Origin of the sequence: Pseudomonas sp. Irchel 3F3, assembly GCF_900187545.1 — a bacterium.
In the GTDB taxonomy this organism is placed as follows: Bacteria; Pseudomonadota; Gammaproteobacteria; order Pseudomonadales; family Pseudomonadaceae; genus Aquipseudomonas; species Aquipseudomonas fortuita.
In genome coordinates this window covers 280,732-302,331 of record NZ_FYDS01000001.1, presented here as the reverse complement: position 1 = coordinate 302,331, position 21,600 = coordinate 280,732, and the positions used below count along the sequence as shown (strand labels likewise).

General features: G+C 65.7%; 15 protein-coding genes. 12 read left to right on the top strand and 3 right to left on the bottom strand.

From position 1 onward, the window contains the following. Positions 1 to 86: 86 nt before the first annotated feature. Together CKW35_RS01460 and CKW35_RS01455 are read right to left on the bottom strand one after the other, a co-directional pair. Positions 87 to 818 carry a class II aldolase/adducin family protein gene (locus CKW35_RS01460; RefSeq protein WP_016486042.1) on the bottom strand — a complete coding sequence of 244 codons (732 nt, stop codon included), beginning with the start codon at positions 816 to 818 and terminating at the stop codon, positions 87 to 89. Between the two features lie 18 nt (positions 819 to 836). Beyond that, positions 837 to 1,898 carry an ABC transporter substrate-binding protein gene (locus CKW35_RS01455; protein ID WP_016486041.1) on the bottom strand — a complete coding sequence of 354 codons (1,062 nt, stop codon included), beginning with the start codon at positions 1,896 to 1,898 and terminating at the stop codon, positions 837 to 839. A 378-nt stretch (positions 1,899 to 2,276) separates the two neighbouring features. On the opposite strand from CKW35_RS01455, the gene CKW35_RS01450 reads away from it, so the two are divergent. The 12 genes from CKW35_RS01450 to CKW35_RS01395 all read left to right on the top strand — a co-directional run bounded on the left by CKW35_RS01450 (position 2,277) and on the right by CKW35_RS01395 (position 19,507). Continuing rightward, positions 2,277 to 3,509, top strand: coding sequence for an acyl-CoA dehydrogenase family protein (locus CKW35_RS01450; RefSeq protein ID WP_016486040.1), 1,233 nt, complete (start codon positions 2,277 to 2,279; stop codon positions 3,507 to 3,509). Between the two features lie 92 nt (positions 3,510 to 3,601). Then, positions 3,602 to 5,377 carry an ABC transporter ATP-binding protein gene (locus CKW35_RS01445; RefSeq protein ID WP_016486039.1) on the top strand — a complete coding sequence of 592 codons (1,776 nt, stop codon included), beginning with the start codon at positions 3,602 to 3,604 and terminating at the stop codon, positions 5,375 to 5,377. After that, entirely contained in the window at positions 5,370 to 7,220 is a 1,851-nt protein-coding gene (locus CKW35_RS01440; protein ID WP_024717693.1) for an ABC transporter ATP-binding protein, read from the top strand. The genes CKW35_RS01445 and CKW35_RS01440 overlap by 8 nt, the downstream gene beginning before the upstream one ends. A gap of 492 nt (positions 7,221 to 7,712) precedes the next feature. After that, complete coding sequence (locus tag CKW35_RS01435; RefSeq protein ID WP_016486037.1) at positions 7,713 to 8,861, top strand: LLM class flavin-dependent oxidoreductase; 1,149 nt, start codon at positions 7,713 to 7,715, stop codon at positions 8,859 to 8,861. A gap of 19 nt (positions 8,862 to 8,880) precedes the next feature. Next, positions 8,881 to 9,945: an ABC transporter substrate-binding protein gene (locus CKW35_RS01430; protein ID WP_095114845.1), complete on the top strand. Its 1,065-nt coding sequence runs from the start codon at positions 8,881 to 8,883 to the stop codon at positions 9,943 to 9,945. After that, positions 9,942 to 11,000: an ABC transporter substrate-binding protein gene (locus CKW35_RS01425; RefSeq protein WP_016486035.1), complete on the top strand. Its 1,059-nt coding sequence runs from the start codon at positions 9,942 to 9,944 to the stop codon at positions 10,998 to 11,000. The genes CKW35_RS01430 and CKW35_RS01425 overlap by 4 nt, the downstream gene beginning before the upstream one ends. A 205-nt stretch (positions 11,001 to 11,205) precedes the next feature. Beyond that, a complete protein-coding gene (locus CKW35_RS01420; RefSeq protein ID WP_016486034.1) occupies positions 11,206 to 13,449 on the top strand; it encodes a TonB-dependent receptor in 2,244 nt (747 codons plus the stop codon). A gap of 140 nt (positions 13,450 to 13,589) precedes the next feature. Next, positions 13,590 to 16,037 (top strand): TonB-dependent siderophore receptor, encoded by a 2,448-nt coding sequence (locus CKW35_RS01415; RefSeq protein ID WP_095114844.1) that lies wholly within the window; start codon positions 13,590 to 13,592, stop codon positions 16,035 to 16,037. 196 nt (positions 16,038 to 16,233) lie between these two features. Then, a complete protein-coding gene (locus CKW35_RS01410; RefSeq protein ID WP_060518762.1) occupies positions 16,234 to 16,986 on the top strand; it encodes an ABC transporter permease in 753 nt (250 codons plus the stop codon). Positions 16,987 to 16,996: 10 nt separating this feature from the next. Next, positions 16,997 to 17,752: an ABC transporter permease gene (locus tag CKW35_RS01405; protein WP_016486031.1), complete on the top strand. Its 756-nt coding sequence runs from the start codon at positions 16,997 to 16,999 to the stop codon at positions 17,750 to 17,752. An 11-nt stretch (positions 17,753 to 17,763) separates the two neighbouring features. After that, on the top strand, positions 17,764 to 18,549 hold the full coding sequence (locus tag CKW35_RS01400; protein WP_016486030.1) for an ABC transporter ATP-binding protein: 786 nt from the start codon (positions 17,764 to 17,766) through the stop codon (positions 18,547 to 18,549). A 289-nt stretch (positions 18,550 to 18,838) separates the two neighbouring features. After that, the gene (locus CKW35_RS01395) at positions 18,839 to 19,507 is read left to right on the top strand and encodes a bifunctional 2-polyprenyl-6-hydroxyphenol methylase/3-demethylubiquinol 3-O-methyltransferase UbiG (RefSeq protein ID WP_024717695.1); all 669 of its coding nucleotides are present in this window, start codon (positions 18,839 to 18,841) and stop codon (positions 19,505 to 19,507) included. 59 nt (positions 19,508 to 19,566) lie between these two features. Here CKW35_RS01395 and quiC read toward each other — a convergent pair whose 3' ends face one another. Further along, the gene (gene quiC / locus CKW35_RS01390) at positions 19,567 to 21,474 is read right to left on the bottom strand and encodes a 3-dehydroshikimate dehydratase QuiC (protein WP_060518764.1); all 1,908 of its coding nucleotides are present in this window, start codon (positions 21,472 to 21,474) and stop codon (positions 19,567 to 19,569) included. Positions 21,475 to 21,600: the final 126 nt, after the last annotated feature.

Sequence of the window (21,600 nt, the reverse complement as noted above, 5' to 3'; positions counted from 1 at the left end):
CCGCTCCCACATTGGTCGGCGTACGCGGGCCTTGTGGGAGCGGCCTTGTGTCGCGATAGGGGCGCAAAGCGCCCCCAGCGATCGCATCAGTTGCGCCGATCGATGCCAGGCACCAGGCCCAATTCGGTAGCACGGTCGTACAACCCGCTCATCTTCCACTGCTGGGTCAGCACCCCTGGCCCGTAAGGCCGCGACCCGCCCAGGGCATCGGCCAGCAACTGGATCTGCGCCCCCTCCTCCAGCAACAGGATGAACTCCGCCGTGGCCCGCAGCCCCTGCTTGCCCCACACCGTGGAGCCGCCGTTGGCTTCCAGGATGGCCAGGTTGAACGGGTTCTCGGCAATCTTGTCGAGGATGAAGTCCACCTCGGCCTGGCGCCGGTCGATGTACACCGGCAGCTCGCGGGCCAGCTGATAGCGTTGCACCGGCACGTAGTGGAACGGCAAGGTGCGGTGGGTTTGCGCCCAGGCACCGAGGTACGGGCTGTGCACGTGCGACACGGTGGTGACGTCGGCGTGGGTCTGGAACAGCTTGGTGTAACGCCCCAAACCGCCTTTACCTTTGCCGACGATGACGTTGCCCGCAAAATCGGTGACGGTGGCCTGCAGCGGCTTGCGATGGTTCCACGGCCCGCCGTAATTCACCGACACCAGCAGCTCTTCACCCGGCACACGTTCGATGAAGCCAACCGTGCCATTGGCGGTAATGGTGTTGGTTTCGCGAAAGACGCTGAAGGCCGCTTCAGCGTCGGCCACTACCTGGTCGATAAAGGCTTGCAGTTCGGCAGTGACAGGGCGTTCGTTGATCAGTACGGTCATGTTCAATCTCCAGTCAGGTCAGGCGCGGCGTTGGGCCAGCAGTTCATGGGCAGCTTGCAGAGGCCGCGGGTCGACCCAGTCGGCAATGGCGAAATCGGCTTCGAGGAAACCGTGCAGGTACAGAAAGTCCTTTTGAGTGCCGAGGAAGGCCAGGCGCTGTGCGGACAGGTCCGGCGCCAGCGTGGTGTGGAAGTCACCGCGGTAGGCCTCGGCCACACCCTGGCTGCCCGCGCGGGTTTCTTCTTCGAGAATGCGGTTGAGCGCGTCGCGGTTGCCGGCTGCCCACTCGGCGGCACGCAAGGTCTGGGCAAGGAAGCGCACCACCAGGTCGAAATGGTTGTCGAGCAGGCGTTGATGCACGGTGATCGGCCGTGGCGTGCCGTTGTTGATGCGGTGGCGCGGGTCGGGCAGCAGGTCGAGGTCGACGCCCACCACCAGGCCCAACCGGCGTGCGGCATCGGCTGCTGCCGCGCCCTTCACGTACACGGCATCGACTTCACCGCGCGCCAGGTATTCCAACCCCGACCACAGCCGCTGCAAGCCCAACGCCGGGGTGGCGGCACTGGCCTGGTCGAGCAGGGCCACTTCCACCAGTTGCACGTCATCCAGGTGCAGGCCCGCCGAGGCCAGGGCGCCTTTGTAACCGTGAAGGCTCATGGCCCGGGCAATGCTGCCAGGCCGGCTGTCGCCCCAGGCCGGCAGCGCCAGGCGTTTGCCGCGCAAGTCGGCGGCGCTGCGGATGCCGGAGTCCGGGCGGACCAGGATGGTTTGCCATTCCTCGATCCAGGTCAGGCCGATCAACCGACTGGGGGAGCCGGCCGCACGTGCCGCCAGCGCCGGCACGTTGCCGCCTTCGCGAAACAACCCGGGCAGTTGGTGATCGTAGTGGTGATGGCCTAGCTGGCGGGCCTCCTGCAAGGTCGAGACAGGCAAGCCATCGGCGGCGAACTCTTGCTCCAGCCAGCCGAGTTTGTAGGCCAGGCCTGAGGCGGTGGGCACAGGGCAGCGGGTGAACCAGATGCGTTCCAGGGCGGATGGGTCGTCTGCCAGGCGTTTTGCTGTGGGGGTTGCGAGGGTCATGGGGTGGCTCCTTGGGCGTCGTGCAAGCACCATTGCAGCGTGCGTGCCAACCGCTGGAGGCCTTGATTTCCGTAGGATTGGCTGTTGTGTCGGAGGGCTGGGTGCTTGGCTGGGAGCAGGATTGCGGGCGGGGTGCTGCCAGATCAGCAACATGACTGCTGCTGAGGCAGCAAAGGCCGCTGGAAGCCACACAGGATGTGGCCTGAGGAGGGGTGGCAAAGATATTGCTCTAGGGCTTGGTACCGCGGTGTGGCCATTCGCGGGCATGCCCGCTCTCACAAGGGCCAGCACAACCCCCAAGGGCAGTGCTGCCTCTGTGGGAGCGGGCAAGCCCGCGAAACAGGCGCACTGGCCCTTCTGACAATTCGAGACCCCACCATGAGTGCCATAGAACCTTCCCCTGCCCGCCGCCTCACCAGCGAAACGGAAGCCATCGAAACCGCCCGCCAGGTCGCCGCGCACATCGCCGAACTGGCCGCCGACCCGCGCAACAACGGCCAGCTCCCCCACCGCCAGGCCGAGCTGTTGTCCAGCAGCGGCCTGACCGCCATCGCGGTGCCCGCCCAGTTCGGCGGCCTCGGTGCCTCGGTGCAGACTGTGGTGGAAACCGTGCGCCTGGTCTCCACCGCCGACGGCGGTGTCGGCCAGCTGCTGCAAATTCACAATGTGATGCTGCGCGGCATCTTTACCGGCTACCCCGACGAAATACGCGACCGGCTGATTGCCGACGTACTCGCTGGCAAGCGCTTTGGCAACGCCCTGGCCGAAGTCGGCGGCAAGAACAAGTTCGCCCTCAAGACCCGCGTCGAGCGCCGCGCCGATGGCCAGTGGGTGCTCAACGGCAGCAAGTTCTACTCGACAGGCTCCTACCTGGCCGAGTGGATCTCGCTGACCGCCGCCAGCGAAGACGGCGGCGTCGGCGTGCTGCTGCACCGCGACACTCCGGGGCTGACCCTGATCGATGACTGGCAAGCCTTTGGCCAGCAGAACTCGGTGAGCGGTACGGTGAATTTCGACAACATCGTGCTCGATGAGCGCTACCTGACCCGCCGCAACGGGCCGATGAAACGCACTGGCCTGACCTTCCCGCAGATCCTCCACGCCGCCATCGACACCGGCATCGCCGCTGGCGCCTTGCAGGCGGCTGTCGAGTACCTGCGCGAGCATGCCCGGGCCTGGGTGGAGAGCGGCGTGGAGCGCGCCAGTGACGAGCCGCATGTCATTCGCCAGGTCGGTGAGTACGCCGTGGCGCTGCGCGGCGCTGAGTCGGTGCTGCGCGAGGCGGCGCGGGTGTTCGACGAACACGAGCGCGACCCGGAGAACAAGGCGTTGCAGGATGAGCTGATCCTGTCGGTCGCTACCGCCCGTGCGCATTCCGATGCTGCATCGCTGAAGATTTCCAGCGACTTGTTCTCGTTGCTGGGGGCCAGCGCTTCGCTGAGCAAGTGGAACCTCGACCGCTTCTGGCGCAATGCCCGGGTGCACACCACCCACGACCCGATCCGCTGGCGGCTACACAACGTGGGCAACTACTACCTGAACGGGGCAGACCCGGGGGAGTACACGGCGGTGCTTAATGCCAAGGAGAGCCAGGGCGCTACCCGCCGTTGAACCCAGCTGGAGCCGGGGGGGCGCGTCGCGCCCCATTCGCGGCACAAGGCCGCTCCTGCAAGGGCGGTGTCGCATTCTGATCGAGCATCTACATGAACCACCCGCTTCTTCGGGCATTGGCCATCTACCGCGAAATGCCTTGGCGCTTTGCTCTGGTCACTGCCTTGTACATCGCCGGCAACCTCGGCCTGGCCTGGCAGCAGTGGCTGATCGGCCACGCGGTCGATGATGTCAGCGCCGGCCGCGCCGTGCTGCGCCTGGCCGACGGCAGCCTGGACGCCAGCGTGGCCTGGCACTGGTTGTGGCTGCTGCTGGCCATCGCCCTGGGCCGCGGCCTGCTGCAATACGCCGCCGCCGTGCTGTCGCTGGTGCTCAGCCAGGCCCTGCTCACGCGCCTGCGTGAACGCATCCTCAGCCAGGTGCAGCGCCTGCACCTGGGCTACCACTGGCAGCACGGCATGGGCGAACTGGTCACCCGCACCACCCGCGATGCCGACAAAGTGCGCGACGCACTGATCACCTTCTGGCGGCAGATCATCGAAACCCCGCTGGTGGTGCTCGTCGCGGTGGGCCTGTTGAGCTGGTACGACCCGCTGCTGGGGCTGGTGCCACTGCTGCTGACCGGCGCCGGGCTATGGCTGTTCGTGGTGCAGACCGATCGCCTGGTCACGCTCGACCGCGCCGTGGCCGCTGCCTACGACCAGGTCAGCCAGGACCTGGCAGAAGGCATCGGTGGCGTGCGGGTGATCAAGGCCTTTGGCCTGGAGCAGCAGCGCATTGCCCGCTTCGCCCGGCAGGTCGAGGTGTTCACCGACCATGCCCGCGCCGCCCTGGCCTACGCCAGTTCACGCATTCCGCTACCGCAGGCGGTGGTGGCGCTGGGGCATGTGTGGATCCTGGTATACGGCGCCCATCGCGTGGCGGCTGGCGCGCTGGGCATCGGCGAGCTGGTCACTTCGCTGCTGGTGGCCACCACGCTGGTGTTCCGCATCGAAGGCATAGGCCGAGTAATGCAGACCTTCGCCGATGCCCGCGCCAGCGCCGAACGCATCTGGCAACTGCTGGACGAACGCCCGGCCATTGTCGGCGGCCATGCCACCCTGCCGGCGGGGCCGTTGGGGCTGAAGCTTGACCAGGTGCAGGTCAGTGCGGCAGAGGCTGGCCGGCCTGTTCTGCAGGGCTGCTCGCTAACCCTGCTGCCCGGTGAAGTGGTGGCGTTGGTCGGCGCCACCGGCACCGGCAAAAGCCTGCTGGCCAGCCTGCTGCCACGTTTGGCCGATGCACAGCACGGCAGCGTGCAGGTCGGTAGCGACACTGCCGGTTGGTACAACGTACGCGACCTCGACCTGGCCGACCTGCGCCGCCGCGTGCACGTGCTGGCGCAGGAAAGCTTTCTGTTCTCCGACAGCCTGGCCGCCAACCTGCGCATGGCCGCACCACAGGCCAGCGACGCCCGGTTGCGTGAAGCCTTGCGCCTGGCCGCCGCCGAGGACGTGCTGGAGCGCCTGCCCCACGGCCTCGACACCCCGCTAGGCGACCGCGGTGTGACCCTGTCCGGCGGCCAGCGCCAGCGCCTGTGCCTGGCCCGGGCGCTGCTCGGTGCACCCGACATCCTCTGCCTGGACGACGCCACCAGCGCCCTGGATGCCCTGGGCGAACGCCAGGTGCTGCACAACATCCGCCGCCTGCACAGCGCCAGCGGCCAAGGCCCGACCTTGCTGCTGATCACCAGTCGCCTCTCCACCCTGCTGCTGGCCGACCGCGTGCTGATGCTGGAAAACGGCCGCATCACTGCCAATGGCAGCCATGCCGAACTGTGCACGAACAACGCCCATTATCGCGACTTGCTGGGGATCGACCATGACTGATGCGCAGCACACCCCCGCCAGCGATATCGACATTGAGCAGCGCTTGGCCCGCCAGGCGCTGGACCGCGGCATGTTCCACCGCTTGCTGCCGCTGTTGCAGCCCATTCGCGGGCAGATCCTTGCCGTGATCGGCATCGAGCTGCTGCTGGTGTTCACCGTGTTCCTGCGCCCGTGGTTCGTGCGGGAACTGCTGGACAAGGGCCTGGTGCCCAGCGCCGACCACTGGCTGCTCGACGAGCGCCTGGTGCTGTGGCTGGGCCTGGGGTTGGCAGCCAGCTGGCTGGGGCGCTTTCTGCTGGCCGGGGTGTCGCAGTTCATCGCCGGGCGCGCGGCGATCGGCGTGCTCAATGCCCTGCGGGTGAAAGTGTTCGCCCATGTGCAGGCGCTGTCGGTGAGCTACTTCGACCAGACCCGTGCCGGGCGCATCATTTCCCGTGCCGACCGGGACGTGGATGCGCTGGAGCCGTTGCTCGTGCAAGGCCCGCCCGAGCTACTCGGCGCCCTGCTGCGTTGCGGCCTGGCAGCGGTAATGCTGTGGCGTATCGAGCCCAGCTTCTTTTACAGCCTGGCGGCCACAGTGCCGTTGCTGGCCGTGGCCACTTGGCGCTTCAAGCGCGTGTCGCAACGCAACTGGGCCAAGGTGGCCGAGCAGCGCAGCCGCTTCACCGCGCACTTGGTGGAAAGTGTGAGCGGGGTGCGGCTGATCCAGCAATGCGGGCAAGCGCAGACCAACCAGGCACGCTACCGGCGCCTGCTGGAGGACTTCAACCAGGCGCTGATCCGCGGCAGCCTGCGCGCCGGCTGGTTCGCGCCGTTTACCGCGTTGCTCAGCACCGCCGGCATGGCCGTGCTGTTGCTGGTCGGTGCCCATGGCCTGGCCGAGGGCAAGGTCAGCGTGGGGCAGGTGGCCGAGAGCCTGTTCTACGTGTTCCTGTTCCTTGGCCCGCTGCAAGAGCTGTCAGACCTGTTCGAGCGCTACGCCACCGGCAGCGCTTCAGCCCAGCGCATCTTCCTGCTGCTCGACACCCGCCCGCAAGTGCTCGACCCGCCCGCGCCACACGCCCTGACCCGGGCGCGCGGCCAAGTGGACTTCGACGCGGTCGGCTTTGCCTATACCCCTAACAGCTCGCGCCCGGTGATCGACGGGCTCGACCTGCACATCCGCGCCGGTGAAGTGCTGGCCATCGTCGGCCCCTCCGGGCATGGCAAGAGCACCCTGGTGCAGTTGCTGACGCGTTTCTACGAAGTGCAGCACGGCGCCGTGAAGCTGGACGGCATCGACCTGCGTGCGCTGGCCCAGCATGACTTGCGGCGCAACGTGGGCGTGGTGCTGCAGGACAACGTGCTGTTCAGCGGCAGCATCCTCGACAACCTGCGCCTGGCCGCGCCCGACGCAGACGATGCGCAGTTGGTGGCCGCCGCCCGTGAGCTGGGTGCCGACGAGGTGCTGGAACGTCTGCCGCAGCGCTACCACACCGAAGTCGGCCCGCTGGGCGCGCACCTGAGCCATGGCCAGCGGCAGCTGGTGTGCCTGGTGCGGGCTTACCTGGCCGACCCGGCGGTGCTGGTGCTGGACGAAGCCACCTCGGCGGTGGACGTGCACACCGAGCGGCGTATCCAGCGCGCGCTGCGCAGGCTGTGCCAGGGGCGCACTGCAATCATCATCGCCCACCGCCTGGCGACCATTCGCGATGCCGACCGGATTGCCGTGGTGAAGCATGGTCGGGTGGTGGAACAAGGGGCGCATGCCGATCTGATCGGGCGTAGTGGCGCGTATGCGGCGCTGTACCAAGCGTATCTGCGCAGCGCCGGGGAGGTTGCAACCGAGCAAATCGGGGTCTGACTCGTCGGCCTCTTCGCGGGGCAAGCCCGCTCCCACAGGTATGGCGCCGGACTGACTGACAGCGCCGAACCTATGGGAGCGCCTCTTCGCGGGGCAAGCCCGCTCCCACAGGTATGGCGCCGGACTGACTGACAGCGCCGAACCTGTGGGAGCGCCTCTTCGCGGGGCAAGCCCGCTCCCATAGGTATGGCGCCGGACTGACTGACAGCGCCGAACCTGTGGGAGCGCCTCTTCGCGGGGCAAGCCCGCTCCCATAGGTATGGCGCCGGACTGACTGACAGCGCCGAACCTGTGGGAGCGGGCTTGCCCCGCGAAGAGGCCGGACCTGTTCATGCTGCTACCCCAGCATCCGTTGCTGCCGCACTGCTGCCACAGCAGCACCCCTCCCCCCCTCTAGGCCTCAAACCCCCGCCCCACAGGCCATGCGCCGCGCATGGCACAGCCGTTGCACCACCCTCCTCATCCGCACAACCGCCCCCTTCAGGAGCCCCCATGACCACCGAATTCTTCTGGCGCCTGCCCTTGGGCACCGATGGCCCGCAGCTGTCCACCGACCGCCACAACCGCGGCAACCCCGCGCACCGCCCCGGCAATATCGCCCCCGGTCGCCTGCCCGATGGCCAGGCTGACGGTTTCAGCTACATCGACTACATCGCCCAGGTGGCCAAGGCCGCCGAGCTGGCCGGGTTCGAAGGCGCCTTGCTACCCACCGGCCCGGAGCCGTGGATAGCCGCCGCCGCGCTGGCCCGCGAAACCCGGCGCATCCGCTTCCTCATCGCCTTTCAGGCCACCTGGACCCTGCCCGCCTATGCCGCCCAGCAGGCGGCAATTCTGCAAAACCTTAGCGGGGGCCGGCTGGACTGGAACATCATCACCGGCGGCAACCCGGCCAGCCAAAGGGCCAATGGCGACTTCCTGGAGCATGACCTGCGCTACAAGCGCACCGGCGAATTCCTCGACGTGATCCAGGGCCTATGGACACAGGAAAAGTTCTCCTACGAAGGCGATATCTACCGCCTGGAAAACGGCAGCCTGCCGCCGGGCCTGCAACACGAACGCAAACCGGGCGTGTACTTCTCCGGCTTTTCCGATGCCGCACTGGACGTGGCCGCGCGCCATGCCGATGTGTACCTGAACTGGGCCGAGCCCATCGACAAGCTCAAGCCGCATATCGAACGCGTGCGTGAACTGGCCGATAAACAGGGCCGCACGGTGCGTTTCGGCCTGCGTGTCGACCTGTTCGCCCGCGAGACCGAAGAACAAGCCTGGCGCGAGCTGCGCCAGCAGTTCGAGCGCCTGGAAGGCAAGGCCAGCGCCAGCGCCAAGGGCTTCGTGACCGGCTCGGACTCTGTAGGCGGTGCACGCCAGGCCGCCTATCACCAAGGCTTGCAGGGCTTCGATGAACTGATCCTGGCGCGCAACCTGTGGGCCGGCTTCGCCAAGGCCAAGCCCGGCCCCACCGTGGGCCTGGTGGGCAGCCATCAGAACATCGCCGAACGCCTGGCTGAATACCGCGATGCCGGTTTCAGCACCTTCATCCTCGCCGCCAACCCGCACCTGGAAGAGGCCTTGCGCATCGGCCAGGAAGTGTTGCCGCTGGTGCAGCAGGCTGCCACCACACCGTTGCAGGCCAGTGCCTGAACCCCAACCGGAGCTGAACATGAGCCAACCCCTCGATACCTTGTGGTACACCCGCTGTCCGGTGCCCACCGGCCTGGGCATTGCCGTGCAGCAAGGCTGGCTGCAGGAAGACCTGGCCGGCCTCGGCACCCGGGTGCAGTCCCTGCGTGAAGCCGACCAGCAGGCGGTGCGCGAATCGCACTTTGACCACAGCCTGCTCAATTCGGTACGCCACGGCGGCAGCATCCCGGCTATCTGGGCCCGCGCCCAGGGCCGCGACACCCGGGTCATCGGCCTGTCGTGGGCCGATGAGGCGCAGTTGATCCTGACCCGCCCAGACAGCGGCATCCACACCGTAAAAGACCTCAAAGGCCGCCGCTTCGGCCTGCCCGACTGGGCCGCCGCACAGATCGACTTCACCCGTGCCCAGGCCCTGCGCGGGCTGGAAAACGCCCTCAAGCTCGCAGGCTTGCAAGTGGGCGACGTGGACTTGGTCAACTACCGCTACGACGGTACCTTCAGCGACCGCCCGGTGCGCAGCGTGGCCGGCACGCCGGTGTCCAGCACCCAGAGCGAAGGCCGCAACCTGGAGCTGACCGGCCTGCTGCGCGGCGAGGTCGACGCGATTTTCCTCAAGGGCGCCAGCGCCGTACAACTGGCCCATGCCTTCGCCCTGCACACGGTGATCGACACCGGCAGCCACCCCGACCCGCTGATCCGCAGCAACAACGGCACGCCACGCACCCTGGCGGTGGACAGCCACCTGCTGGCGCAGCACCCGCAGGTGGTGCGCACCCTGCTCGGTTCGGTGCTGCGCGCCGAACGCTGGGCCCACCAGCACCCCGACGAAACCCGCCGCTATCTGGCGCGGGAAACCAACAGCAGCGAGTACTGGGTGCAAGTGGCTTACGGCACCGACGCCCACCTGCGCCTGAGCACGCGCCTGGACGAACAGGCCATTAATGCCTTGCAGGACTTTGTCGAGTTCCTCAAACGCTGGCGCTTCATCCCGGCGCGCTTCGAGGTGCGCGACTGGATCACTCGCCAACCACTGGACCAACTGCTGGCCCCCCTCCACATGGACAGGAAACCCGTTACCCCATGACCAAGCCCCTGGAAACGCTCTGGTACACCCACAGCCCCGTGCCCACCGGCCTCGGCATCGCCGTACAATCGGGGCGGCTGGCCGAGGCCTTCACGCCGTTTGGCACCAATATCCAGTCGCTGCGCGAGTCCAGCGAACGCGAGGTGCGCGAAGCCCACTACGACCATCATCTGCAGAACTCGGTGCGCCACGGCGGTAACATCCCGGCGATCTGGGCCTACGCCAGCGGCGTCGAGACCCGCGTGCTGGGGCTGTCGTGGAGTGATGAGGTGCAGTTGATCCTCACCACCGAAGAAAGCGGCGTACGCAGCATTCGCGACCTGAAGAACCGCCGTTTCGGCATACCCAAGTGGGCCAACGTACAGATCGACTTCACCCGCGCCCAGGCCCTGCGCGGGCTGGAAAACGCCCTGAAGCTCGAAGGCCTGGCGGTGGCCGATGTGGAACTGGTCGACTACCCCTACGGCGGCACCTACAGCGACGATGCCAAGCAGCACCTGTACGGTGCTGAAGTGAGCCTGGACACCAGCCGCTTCAGCCGCCGCAACAATGAGCTGATCGGCCTGCTGCGCGGCGACATCGACGCGATCTTCCTCAAAGGTGCGCATGCGGTGCACCTGGCCCACGAGTTCGGCCTGCGCGTGGTGGTCGACACCGGCAGCCATCCGGACCCGCTGATCCGCAGCAACAACGGCACCCCGCGCACACTGACCGTGGACAGGCACTTGCTGGAAAACCACTTCGATGCCAGCCGTACGCTGGTCGACACGGTGCTGCGCACCGAGCAATGGGCCTGGGCTAACCCGGAAGAGACCCGGCGCTTTCTGGCGCGCGAGCTGAACACCAGCGAGTACTGGGTGGCGGCGGCCTATGGCGATGATGCGCATCGGCGCCTGCGTACTACCCTGGACAGCCGCTCGATCGAGGCGCTGCAGGACTTTACCGAGTTCCTGTTCCGGTGGGGGTTCATACCGCGGCGTTTCGATGTGCGCGAGTGGATTGATTTTCGTGTGCTGGAGAGTGTGATCGGGTCGACTTCGCGGTTGGCGGTTTGAGATTGTTGGGGCCGCTTTGCGGCCCCAACAATCTCAGCCCCGCCACTGCTGCCCCAGCAGCACCCGGCCAGCACCCCACTGCTGCCCCACCTGCAACACCCGCTCAGAAACCAAATAAAAACCTTATATTTCAATAGCTTAACAATATGGCACAGTCCCTGCTCTAGCTCTCCCCAACAACGCTTTACATACGGGGAGATCCACCATGCACCAGCTCAATCCACTGGCCCGCCAGATCAGCCTGGCGCTGCTGCTGGCCGGCACCGGCAGCCAGGCCATCGCCGCCAACGAAGACACTAAAAACGAACCGGCCCTGGAAACCGTCACCGTCACCGCCCAGCACCGCGAACAGACCTTGCAGGAAGTACCGGTGGCCGTATCAGCCATCAAAGGCACCAGCATTACCGCCGATGGGGTGCGCTCGATGGGCGACATCACCACCTTCGTGCCCAACGCCTCGGCCAAGAACCCCGACGGCGACGGCCGACCACGTTGGTATATCCGCGGCCTGGGCACCGGCGACACCGGCGCGGCAACGGTCTTCCCGGTGGGCATCTACGCCGATGACGTCTACCTCAACGCCCCCATCGCTGGCGGCGGGCCGCTGTTTGACCTGGAGCGCATCGAAATCCTGCGTGGGCCACAAGGCACCCTGTATGGCAAGAACACCACTGCCGGTGCAGTGAATGTGATTTCCAGGAAACCCACCTTCGACACCGACGGTTACGGCACCGTAGGCTTTGGCAGCAAGAACGAACGCATCGTTACCGGTGCCATCGGCGGCGCGTTGGTGGACGAAAAACTGGCCGGGCGAGTGGCGCTGTATTCCGAGGAGCGTGACGGCTTCCAGAACAACGACTTCGACGGCAACACCTATGGCGATGTGAACAAGAAAGCCATCCGCCTGCAGTTCCTGGCCCAGCTCAACCCCGACCTGGACGCCCTGCTCAAGGTGCACAGCCGCCAGTTCAAGGGCGACGGCAGCAATGGTTCGCTGCCCGTGGGCCGCTACTACAACGTCGGCTACGAACGCCCGCATGGCCGCGACATCTCGCTGAACGTCAACGAAGACTACCGCCTGGACCACGATGGCGCCTCGCTGACGTTCAACTACTACCTGGGCGACTACACGCTGACCTCGATCAGCGCCTACGACTACATCCGCAACCGCTCCACCAGCGACGCCGACTACACCCCCTACGAGGTCAACGGCGCGTCGATTACCGACAACAGCTATCGCCAATGGTCGCAGGAGCTGCGCCTGGCCTCGCCGGAAGACCGCCCGCTGCACTGGCTGCTGGGTGCGCACTACTTCCACGAAGACCTCGACAGCGCGGCACAGCGGGTGGTAACCCCCGGGCCGACGCCAAACGGTACCGGCTCGAACCAGGTGGGCACCACGGCGTTGCGCGATATGGGCTTCGATCACCGCACCGACAGCTACGCGCTGTTCGGCAACCTGACCTACGACTTCACCGATGACTTCAGCGTCACGGGCGGCCTGCGCTGGACCCAGGAGAAAAAGGACATCGACCTGGACCTGGTGCAGCTGACCCGCGCCACCGCCAACGGCCCGCTGATCCCGCTGGCGGGCGTGGGCACCAACGGCAATCGCCAGGAAGACAAGACCTGGGAAGCCTGGACCTACGACCTGACGCCCGAGTACCGCATCAATGACAACCTGCGGGTGTTCTTCCGCTACGCCCACGGCTTCCGGTCGGGCGGCTTCAACACCGGGCTGTCGACCAGCCTGGCGCAGCTGACCACGGTCGACCCGGAAGAGCTGGATGCCTACGAGCTGGGGCTGAAGTCGGAGTGGTTCGACCGCCGCCTGACCGTCAACGCCAACCTCTTCTACTACGACTACTCCGACATCCAGGTGAACCTGCTGACGGTGAACAACGGCGTGCTCACCACCGCGCTGACCAACGGCGCCAAGGGCAAGGTCAAGGGTGCGGAGCTGGAGATCGAAGGCCAGCCGACCGAGCGCCTGCACCTGCGCGCGGCGGTGTCGTTCCTCGACACCGAATACACCGACTTCAAGAACACCAACCCCACCACTGGCGCGGTCACCGGCGACTACAGCGGCAACAGCTTCGTGCGTTCGCCGCGCAACGTGGTGTCGCTTGGCGCCGACTACACCATTCCATTGGAAGTGGGCGGCAAACTGGTGGCAGGGGGCGACGTGAGCTTCCGTGACAAGGAGTACTTCCTGGCCGACCGCCAGAGCAGCGCCGACGAAACCCTCAGCCAGCCGCACTACACGTTGGCCAACGCCCGCCTGAGCTGGTTCAGCCACGACGACAAGCTGAGCGTGACCGGTTTCGTCAACAACCTCACCGACCGCCGCTACCAGGTGCACGGCCGGCCCAACGGCACTGCCGGGCAGTACGTGATCACCTACGGCGACCCGCGCACCGTCGGGCTCAGCGTTACCAGCCGGTTCTAGGTTGCCCTTTCCGGCCTTAGCGCCGGCAAGCCAGCGCCCACAGGTACAGCACAGGGCCTGAAATGTGTGGGGACCTGTGGGAGCTGGCTTGCCGGCGATAAGGCCAGCACTGCCAATACATCATTCAGCAGGAACACCCCATGCCCCACCACAACCCCTTGGCCAGCGCCATCGCCCTGGCCATCGCCGGCCTCGCCGTGCCCGCATTCGCCGCCGAACCCGCCGACCGCCTCGACACCGTGGTCGTGGTCGGCACCCATCGCAGCGACGTCACCGCCCTGCAAAGCGCCGCCCCGGTCGATGTGCTGAGCGGTGAAAAACTCCAGGAAACCGGCGCCAGCGACCTGTCCGCAGCACTCACCGCGCTTTCGCCCTCGTTCAGCTTCCCGCAGTCGCCCCAGGGCGCCTTTGCCGGTTCCATCGCGCAGGGCGCCTCGCTGCGCGGCCTGGCTTCGGATCAGGTGCTGGTGCTGGTCAACGGCAAGCGCCGCCACACCAGTGCCAACGTCACCCGTCAGGGCCTGGTCAACGCCCGTGGCGCGGCAGCCGTGGACCTCAGCCTGATCCCGCTGTCGGCCATCGAACGGGTAGAAATCCTGCGCGATGGTGCGGCCGCCCAGTACGGCTCGGACGCTATTGCCGGGGTGATCAACATTGTCCTCAAGGAGCGCGACGAAGGCGGTAACGCCGGCTACCGCTTCGGCGGCTACAAAAAAGGCGACGGCCTGCAGCGCAAGCTCAGCGGCTGGAAGGGCTTTGCCTTGCCCAACGACGGCTTCCTGACCCTGGCCTTCGACGCCGGCAGCCAAGACCCTGCCAGCGACACCCGCGACGACAACCGCCTGTTCTACCCCGGTTCCACCCGCATCGATACCCCGCGCGAGCAGAACAACCGCCACCGCAACTGGCGCTGGGGTTCGGGCAATGTCTCGGACCAGTACAACTTCACTGCCAACGCCGAAATGGGTTTGAGCGAGGGGCTGAGCGCCTACGGTTTCGCCACCTATGCGCACAAGAATACCGATGCAGAGAACTTCTTCGACCCGCCCACCACACTGCGCAACAACTACGGCAGCGTAGCCCTGGCGCGCTACCCGGACGGCCGCCTGCCGGTCACCCGCTACGGCCTGGAAGACGTTGCCGTCACCGGGGGCTTGCGCTTCGAGGACCAGGCCCTGGGCAAATTCGACCTGGCGCTCAACTACGGCGACAACCGGGTCGACTCCACCGACCGCGACGCCATCAACCCCAGCTGGGGCAGCGCAAGCCCCTCGACCATCTACACCGGCCGCCGCGAAGCCGACCAGACCAACCTCACCCTGGACTGGACCCGTGACTTCGCCAACGACTGGCTGTTCAAGCCGTTGACCGTTTCCGCCGGGCTGGCCTGGCGCCAGGAACACTACGACCTCAGCGAAGGCGACGCCGCCGGTTGGTCCAACGGGCCGCTGTTCAATACGATCGACCCCATCACCGGCCGACGCATCCCTGGCTACTACTCGGGCATCACCCAGGTCGATGCCGTGTCACTGGACCGCCGCGTGATCGGTGCCTACTTCGATGTCGAAGCCCAGCTGACCGAAAAATTCCAGGCCGGCGTGGCCGTGCGCAGCGAGCATTATTCGGACTTTGGCGATACCACCAACGGCAAGCTGTCGCTGCGCTACGACTTCACCCCGCAGATCGCCGCACGCGCCAGCGCCAGCACCGGCTACCGTGCGCCTTCGCTGGTGCAGAGCGGGCTGTCGTCGTTCAGTGTGCAGGTTGTGGAACAGCCACCGGGCAGTGGCAACTGGGTCGAGGTGCAGCAACGCACCCTGCGCGCCGACAGCCCAGAGGCAGCCTTGCTCGGAGGCAAGGCGCTGAAACCGGAAGAGTCGACCAACTTCTCCGTGGGCCTGGTCTGGCGGCCATTGCCTAACGCCTCGGTCACACTCGACGCCTACCGTATTGACATCGACAACCGCATCACCCTGTCCGACCAGTTGCCTGCATCGGTGGTAGGCCCGATCTTCGCCGGTACGCCCTACGCCAACATCCAGAGCGCGGCGTTCTATACCAACATTGCCGACACCCGCACCGACGGTTTCGAGCTGGCAGGCCATTACCAGCTGGATGCGGGCCGCTGGGGGCGCGTGGATTTCAACGGCGGTTACGCGCGCAACAACACCCGCATTACCGGGCTGGACGATGTGGGCAGCATCCCCGGCAACCAGATCATTGGCCGCAACACCCAGGGGCTGATCGAGGATGGCACGCCCGAGGACAAGCTGACCCTCAGTGCCAACTGGCTGTATGACGGCTGGAGCGTCACCGTGGCCCAGCGCCGTTATGGTGAATGGAAGAACCGCAACGCTGCCAACCCCACGCTGGACCAGACCTTCAGCCCGCAGTGGGTGACCGACCTGGACGTGTCGTACCGCTTCGACCTGGGCCTGACCTTGTCGGCGGGCGCGATCAACCTGTTCGACAGCCACCCGGACAAGCTGGAAGGTGCGCAGCTGTATGGCGTGCCCAAGTATTCCATCACCAGCCCGGAAGGGGCGCAGGGAGCGTTCTACTACACCAGCGTGAGTTACGACTTCTAGCTGAAACCAGGTTGTCTTCTTCGCGGGCTCGCCCGCGAAGAATCCAGCACCGATGCTGCTGACTGACTGCTGCTGTAGCAGCACCTCGCTGCTGCTCAAGCATCACCCTCGCCCTCCAGCCCCGCAATACGGGGCTCCCGCCCCCTGGCACAGCTCTTGCGATACACCTGTACCTTCTGCTTTCCCAAGGCCAGCCATGCGCGTGCTCCCTCATCTTTCCTGGTTCATCTCCCCCTTGGCCCTGCTTACCTGCTGGGCGGTGGTGGCCAATGCCGGGCTGTTTCCGGCCAACCTGCTGATCCCGCCGCTGGAGGTGTGGCACAGCCTCACCGACCTGCTGGCCACCGGCGAGTTGCAAGAGCACTTGGCTGGCAGCCTGTCGCGACTGGCCCTGGGCTTTACCGGCGGCGCACTGGCAGGCCTTGGTTTCGGCGCAGCGCTGGCCTTGTCGAAGACCGTGGAGGCCTACTGCGCACCGCTGTTCCACACCCTGCGCCAAGTGCCCAGCATTGCGCTGATCCCGATGTTCGTTCTGCTGTTTGGCGTGGATGAAACCTTCAAGGTGGTCATCGTCGCCAAGACTGCGTTTTTCCCGGTGGCACTGGCTACCTGCGAAGGTATCCGCGCCATCCCACGCAGCCATTTCGAAGTGGCGGCGGTGTACCGCCTGCGCTGGCCCACGCTGGTAGGCCGGATCGCCCTGCCCGCTGCGGTGCCGGCGATCGTCACCGGCATACGCGTGGCCCTGACCCGCGCCTGGGTGGTGCTGGTGGCGTGCGAGCTGCTGGCAGCCGACAGTGGCCTGGGGCAGATGATCGAGATGGGCCGGCAGATGCTGCGCATCGACGTAGTGATGGTTGGCGTGGTGCTGACGGGGCTGATCGGTTTCACCCTGGACTACACCCTGCGCCGCGTGGAACGACACTTGTCCGCCTGGCAAAGCCGTTGAGGAGGCTGTGATGAAACGAGCTGATTTGCGTGGCCTGGTACTGCCACTGTTGCTGCTCGGCGCCTGGGAGTACGCCTCGCGCCAAGGGGCGGCCGGGGCCTATGCGTTCGTGCCACTGGCGCAGGTGGGTACGGCACTGGCCGAACTGCTGGGCAGCGGCGAATTGCTGGTCAACCTGTGGGCCAGCCTGTTGCGCACCTGCAGCGGCCTGGCCATCGGCATGGTCGGCGGTGTCGGTCTGGGTGCGTTGATGGCCCTGTCCACACCCGCCAACCGCCTGATCGCGCCGCTGTTCCATGCCTTGCGCCAGGTGCCGATGCTGGGCTGGATCCCGCTGATCGCCTTGTGGCTGGGTAACGGCGAAGGCGCCAAGCTGCTCATCGTAAGCCTGGCAGCGTTGTACCCGATGGTGCTCAACACCTTCGAGAGCCTGCGCCAGGTTGCAGGCCAGCACCGCGAAGCGGCACGGGTGCTGATGCTCGGCCGCTGGCAGCAGCTTTGGCTGATCCTGTTGCCCGCCGCACTGCCAGGCATTGCCGCCGGGGTGCTGCAAGCCTTGGCCTTCGCCTGGGTTACCTCAGTGGGCAGCGAGCTGTTCCTGTCTGCCGGGGCCGGCCTGGGCAGCCTGATGATGAACGCCGAAGCTGCGGCGCGCATGGAGATCATTGTGGTCTGTGTGCTGTGCATCGGCCTGAGTGGCTACCTGATGTCCTGGCTGTGCACCCTGCTCACCCGCCGCCTGCTGCGCTGGCGCACCAACCATTGAAAGGCCCGACCATGAACGCCATCGCTCACGCTTTACCCACCACCGCCAGCACTGGCGCGCTGACCATTCGCGGCCTGAACAAGGCGTACCCGCTCAAAGGCAAGCATGTACCGGTGCTCGAAGGCATCGACCTGGACATCCGTCCTGGCGAATTCGTCAGCATTGTCGGCGCCAGCGGCTGTGGCAAATCAACCCTGCTGCGGCTGATCGTCGGCCTCGACCAGGACTACCAAGGGCAGATCCTGCTAGACCGGCAACCCGTGCGCGGGCCGGGCCTGGAGCGCGGTATCGTGTTCCAGGACCACCGCCTGTTCCCGTGGATGACCCTGCAGCAGAACATTGCCCTGGCCTTGAAAAACCATGCGCTCCCCGCAGAGGAGAAAAACCGCCTGGTAGCCGAGCACATCGAACTGGTGGGGCTGAGTGGTTACGAGCAGGCCTACCCACACCAGCTGTCCGGGGGCATGGCCCAGCGCGCGGCAATTGCCCGGGCGTTGGTGAACAAGCCCAAGGTGCTGTTGCTGGACGAACCGCTCGGCGCACTGGATGCCTTGACCCGGGTACGGTTGCAGCAGGAGCTGCAGCGCATCTGGGTGCAGGAACGCTGCACGGTCATCATGGTGACCCATGACATCGAGGAAGCACTGTACCTGGGTGACCGGGTACTCGTCATGGATGCGCACCCGGGGCGCATTCGCGAGGATTTGCGTATCGACCTGCCGCACCCGCGCCAGCGGGACAGCCAGGTGTTGCAGGGGTACAAGCAGCGGTTACTGGGCGAGCTGGTGGGGCATTGAGCGCGAACGGTACTGTGCCTGGACCTCAACAAGGAGCTTCGCACACGCACCAAACACGTCGACCAGCGTATCCTCAAGCAATAGCTGCGTCCTTGAAGTTCAGGCTATGATCGGGCCCTATGCCTCGGACGTCCTGCCCATGCGCGTAGACCTTCAAGCCTTGTACCCCAGGCTCATCCACCTGAGGCTGGACACCGTGTTCGTGGTCGACAGGGACAACCAGATCGTCTTCATCAGCGATGCCTGCCCATCAGTGAATACACGCAAATTCACCCACAGGGGCACCACCATGCATGACCCTGAAAGCACCCTGCTCGACAGTTGGCAACACAACGCCCGGGCCTGGATCGACGCCGTGCGCAGTGGCGCCATCGAGAGCCGTCGGCAAGTTACCGACCAGGCCATTTTGCTGACCATCCTTGGCCGCCAGCCCGGACGGGTGCTGGACCTGGGCTGTGGTGAGGGCTGGCTGCTGCGTGCACTGGACGACCGCGGTATCGAAAGCGTGGGCGTCGATGGCGACCGGGCACTGGTAGAGGCCGCGCGCGCTGCGGGCTCGGCCGAAGTGCACCTGGCCAGCTATGCGCAGCTTGCCGATACGCAGGTTTATGTGGGCAAGGGCTATGACCTGGTCTGTGCCAACTTTGCGCTGTTGCACCAGGACATCATCCCGCTGTTGGCGGCGATGAATGAGTTGCTTGTGCAAGGAGGGGCGCTGGTGATCCAGACCCTGCACCCCTGGAGCGTGGCGGGCGGTGACTATCAGGATGGCTGGCGAGAGGAGTCTTTTGCCGGCTTTGCCGGGGACTGGCAACCGATGCCGTGGTACTTCCGGACTTTGGCCAGCTGGCTGAATGCACTGGACATGGCCGGCTTGCGGCTGGTCAGTTTGCAGGAACCACAGCACCCGCAAAGTGCGGTGCCGCAGTCGCTGTTGATGGTGGCTGAGCGCCCCTGAGGCATACACGCTCGGTGCAGGAGCAGCCTTGCGCCACTCCTGCACCGACCGCGTCGGGGTCAGAGGACCGGCTTGCGCGCCGCGCCGCTGCGGGCCTTGGCCATGGCCGCCAGGCGCACCGGGACGTTGGCCGCACCGTAACCGGCATAGCCGCCCTTGCGCTGAATGATCTCGAAGAAGAAACGGTCCTCGAACGGCTCGGTGTACACGTGGAACAGCTCGCCGCCCTGAGCATCGCGGTCGTACAACACGTTGTAGTACGCCAGTTCGCTGAGGAACTCGTCATCAAAATCGAAGCGCGCCGCCAGGTCGTCGTAGTAGTTCAGCGGGATTTCCAGCAGCGGTACACCTGCCAGCTTGGCACGCGCCACTTCACGGAAGATATCTGCACAATCGAAGGCGATGTGATGAACCCCCGAGCCACGGTAGCTGGACAATGCATGAGCGATGGCGGTATTGCGGTTTTCCGAGATGTTCAGCGGTAGGCGCAAAGTGCCGCACTGGCTGCGCAGGGCGCGGCTCTTGACCAGGCCATACGGGTCGGGCAGCACCACTTCGTCGTCGGCGGCGAAGCCGAACAGGCTCTTGTAGAACAGCACCCAGCTGTCCAGCGATTCGGCTGGCAGGGCCAGGGCCATATGGTCGATGCGGCGCAGGCCGCCAGTGGCCGCTGCATCCTTGTCCAGGCTGAAATCGGTGTCGTACAGGGTGTGGCCAGCGGTGCCCTGCTCTACCAGGTACAGCAGGCTGCCATCCGGCGCACGCACCGCCGGCACTTCGCACTCGTTGGGGCCGACCAGGCCGCGGAACGGCTGCCCGCGGAAGGCCGTGGCACGCTTCAGGGCGGCTTGCTGGTCGTTGACCCGCAGCGCGGTGGCGCACAGCGACGGGCCATGGGCCTCGAAGAAGTTGTGGCCGAAGGAGTACGGTTCGGCGTTCAGGACAATGTTGATATCGCCCTGGCGCAGCAGTTGCACTTCCTTGCTACGGTGCTTGCCGGCTTCGGCAAAACCCAGGCGCTTGAGCCAGCTGCCCAGGCGCGCCCCAACGGCTTCGTCGACTGCAAACTCAAGGAACTCCACGCCGTCATAGGTACTGGCCGCTGGTGGAGTGAACAGCACGCCAGGTTCGATCGGCGTGTTTTCCTGCTCCAGGCGCAAGCGGGTCTGTTCTTCGAGGTACAACAGCGACCGCAGACCATCGGCGGCATTCTGCCGGGTGGGCGCGGCGCGGAAGCCATCGTTGAAGATTTCCAGCGACAGCGGGCCGCGGTAGCCAGTGGCAAGAATCGGCGCCAGGAAACCGGCCATGTCCATTTCGCCCTGCCCCGGGAAGCAGCGGAAGTGACGGCTCCATTCCAGCACATCCATGGCCAGGATCGGCGCGTCGGCCATTTGCACGAAGAAGATCTTGTCGCCTGGGATGTCGCGGATCGCGCTCGGGTCGCCCTTGAGCGACAAGGTGTGGAAGCTGTCGAGGATCACCCCGAGGGCCGGGTGGTCCGCCTGGCGTACCAGGTTCCAGACTTGCTGGTAAGTGTTGACGTGGCGGCCCCAGGCCAGGGCTTCATAGCCAATGCGCAGGCCACGTTTGCCGGCATGCTCGGCTAAAAGGCGCAGGTCGTCGACCAGCAGCTGTTCGTCACCCAGGGCATCGGCCTGAACGTTGCTGCACACCAGCACCAGGTCGGTACCCAGCTCTTGCATCAGGTCGAACTTGCGCTCGGCGCGGTCGAGGTTTTTTTGCAGGCGGTCGCGGCGGCAGCCTTCAAAGTCGCGGAACGGCTGGAACAGGGTGATGGCGATGCCCAGATCGGCGCACATCTGGCGCACCTGGCGCGGGCTGCCAGCGTAATAGAGCAAGTCGTTTTCGAAGATCTCGACGCCGTCAAAACCGGCGGCGGCGATGGCTTCGAGCTTTTCCGGCAGGGTGCCGCTCAAGGACACGGTAGCGATCGAACGCTGCATGGCGGGAGTTCCTTGTTGTTAGAAAATGACGGTGCCAGTCGGGTAAAAAAACCACTGTCACAGTTTATGGCACGATCAATTATTCGCAGGTAAAGTCGTCGCTTCAATCCCTTTGTACGGAATGGT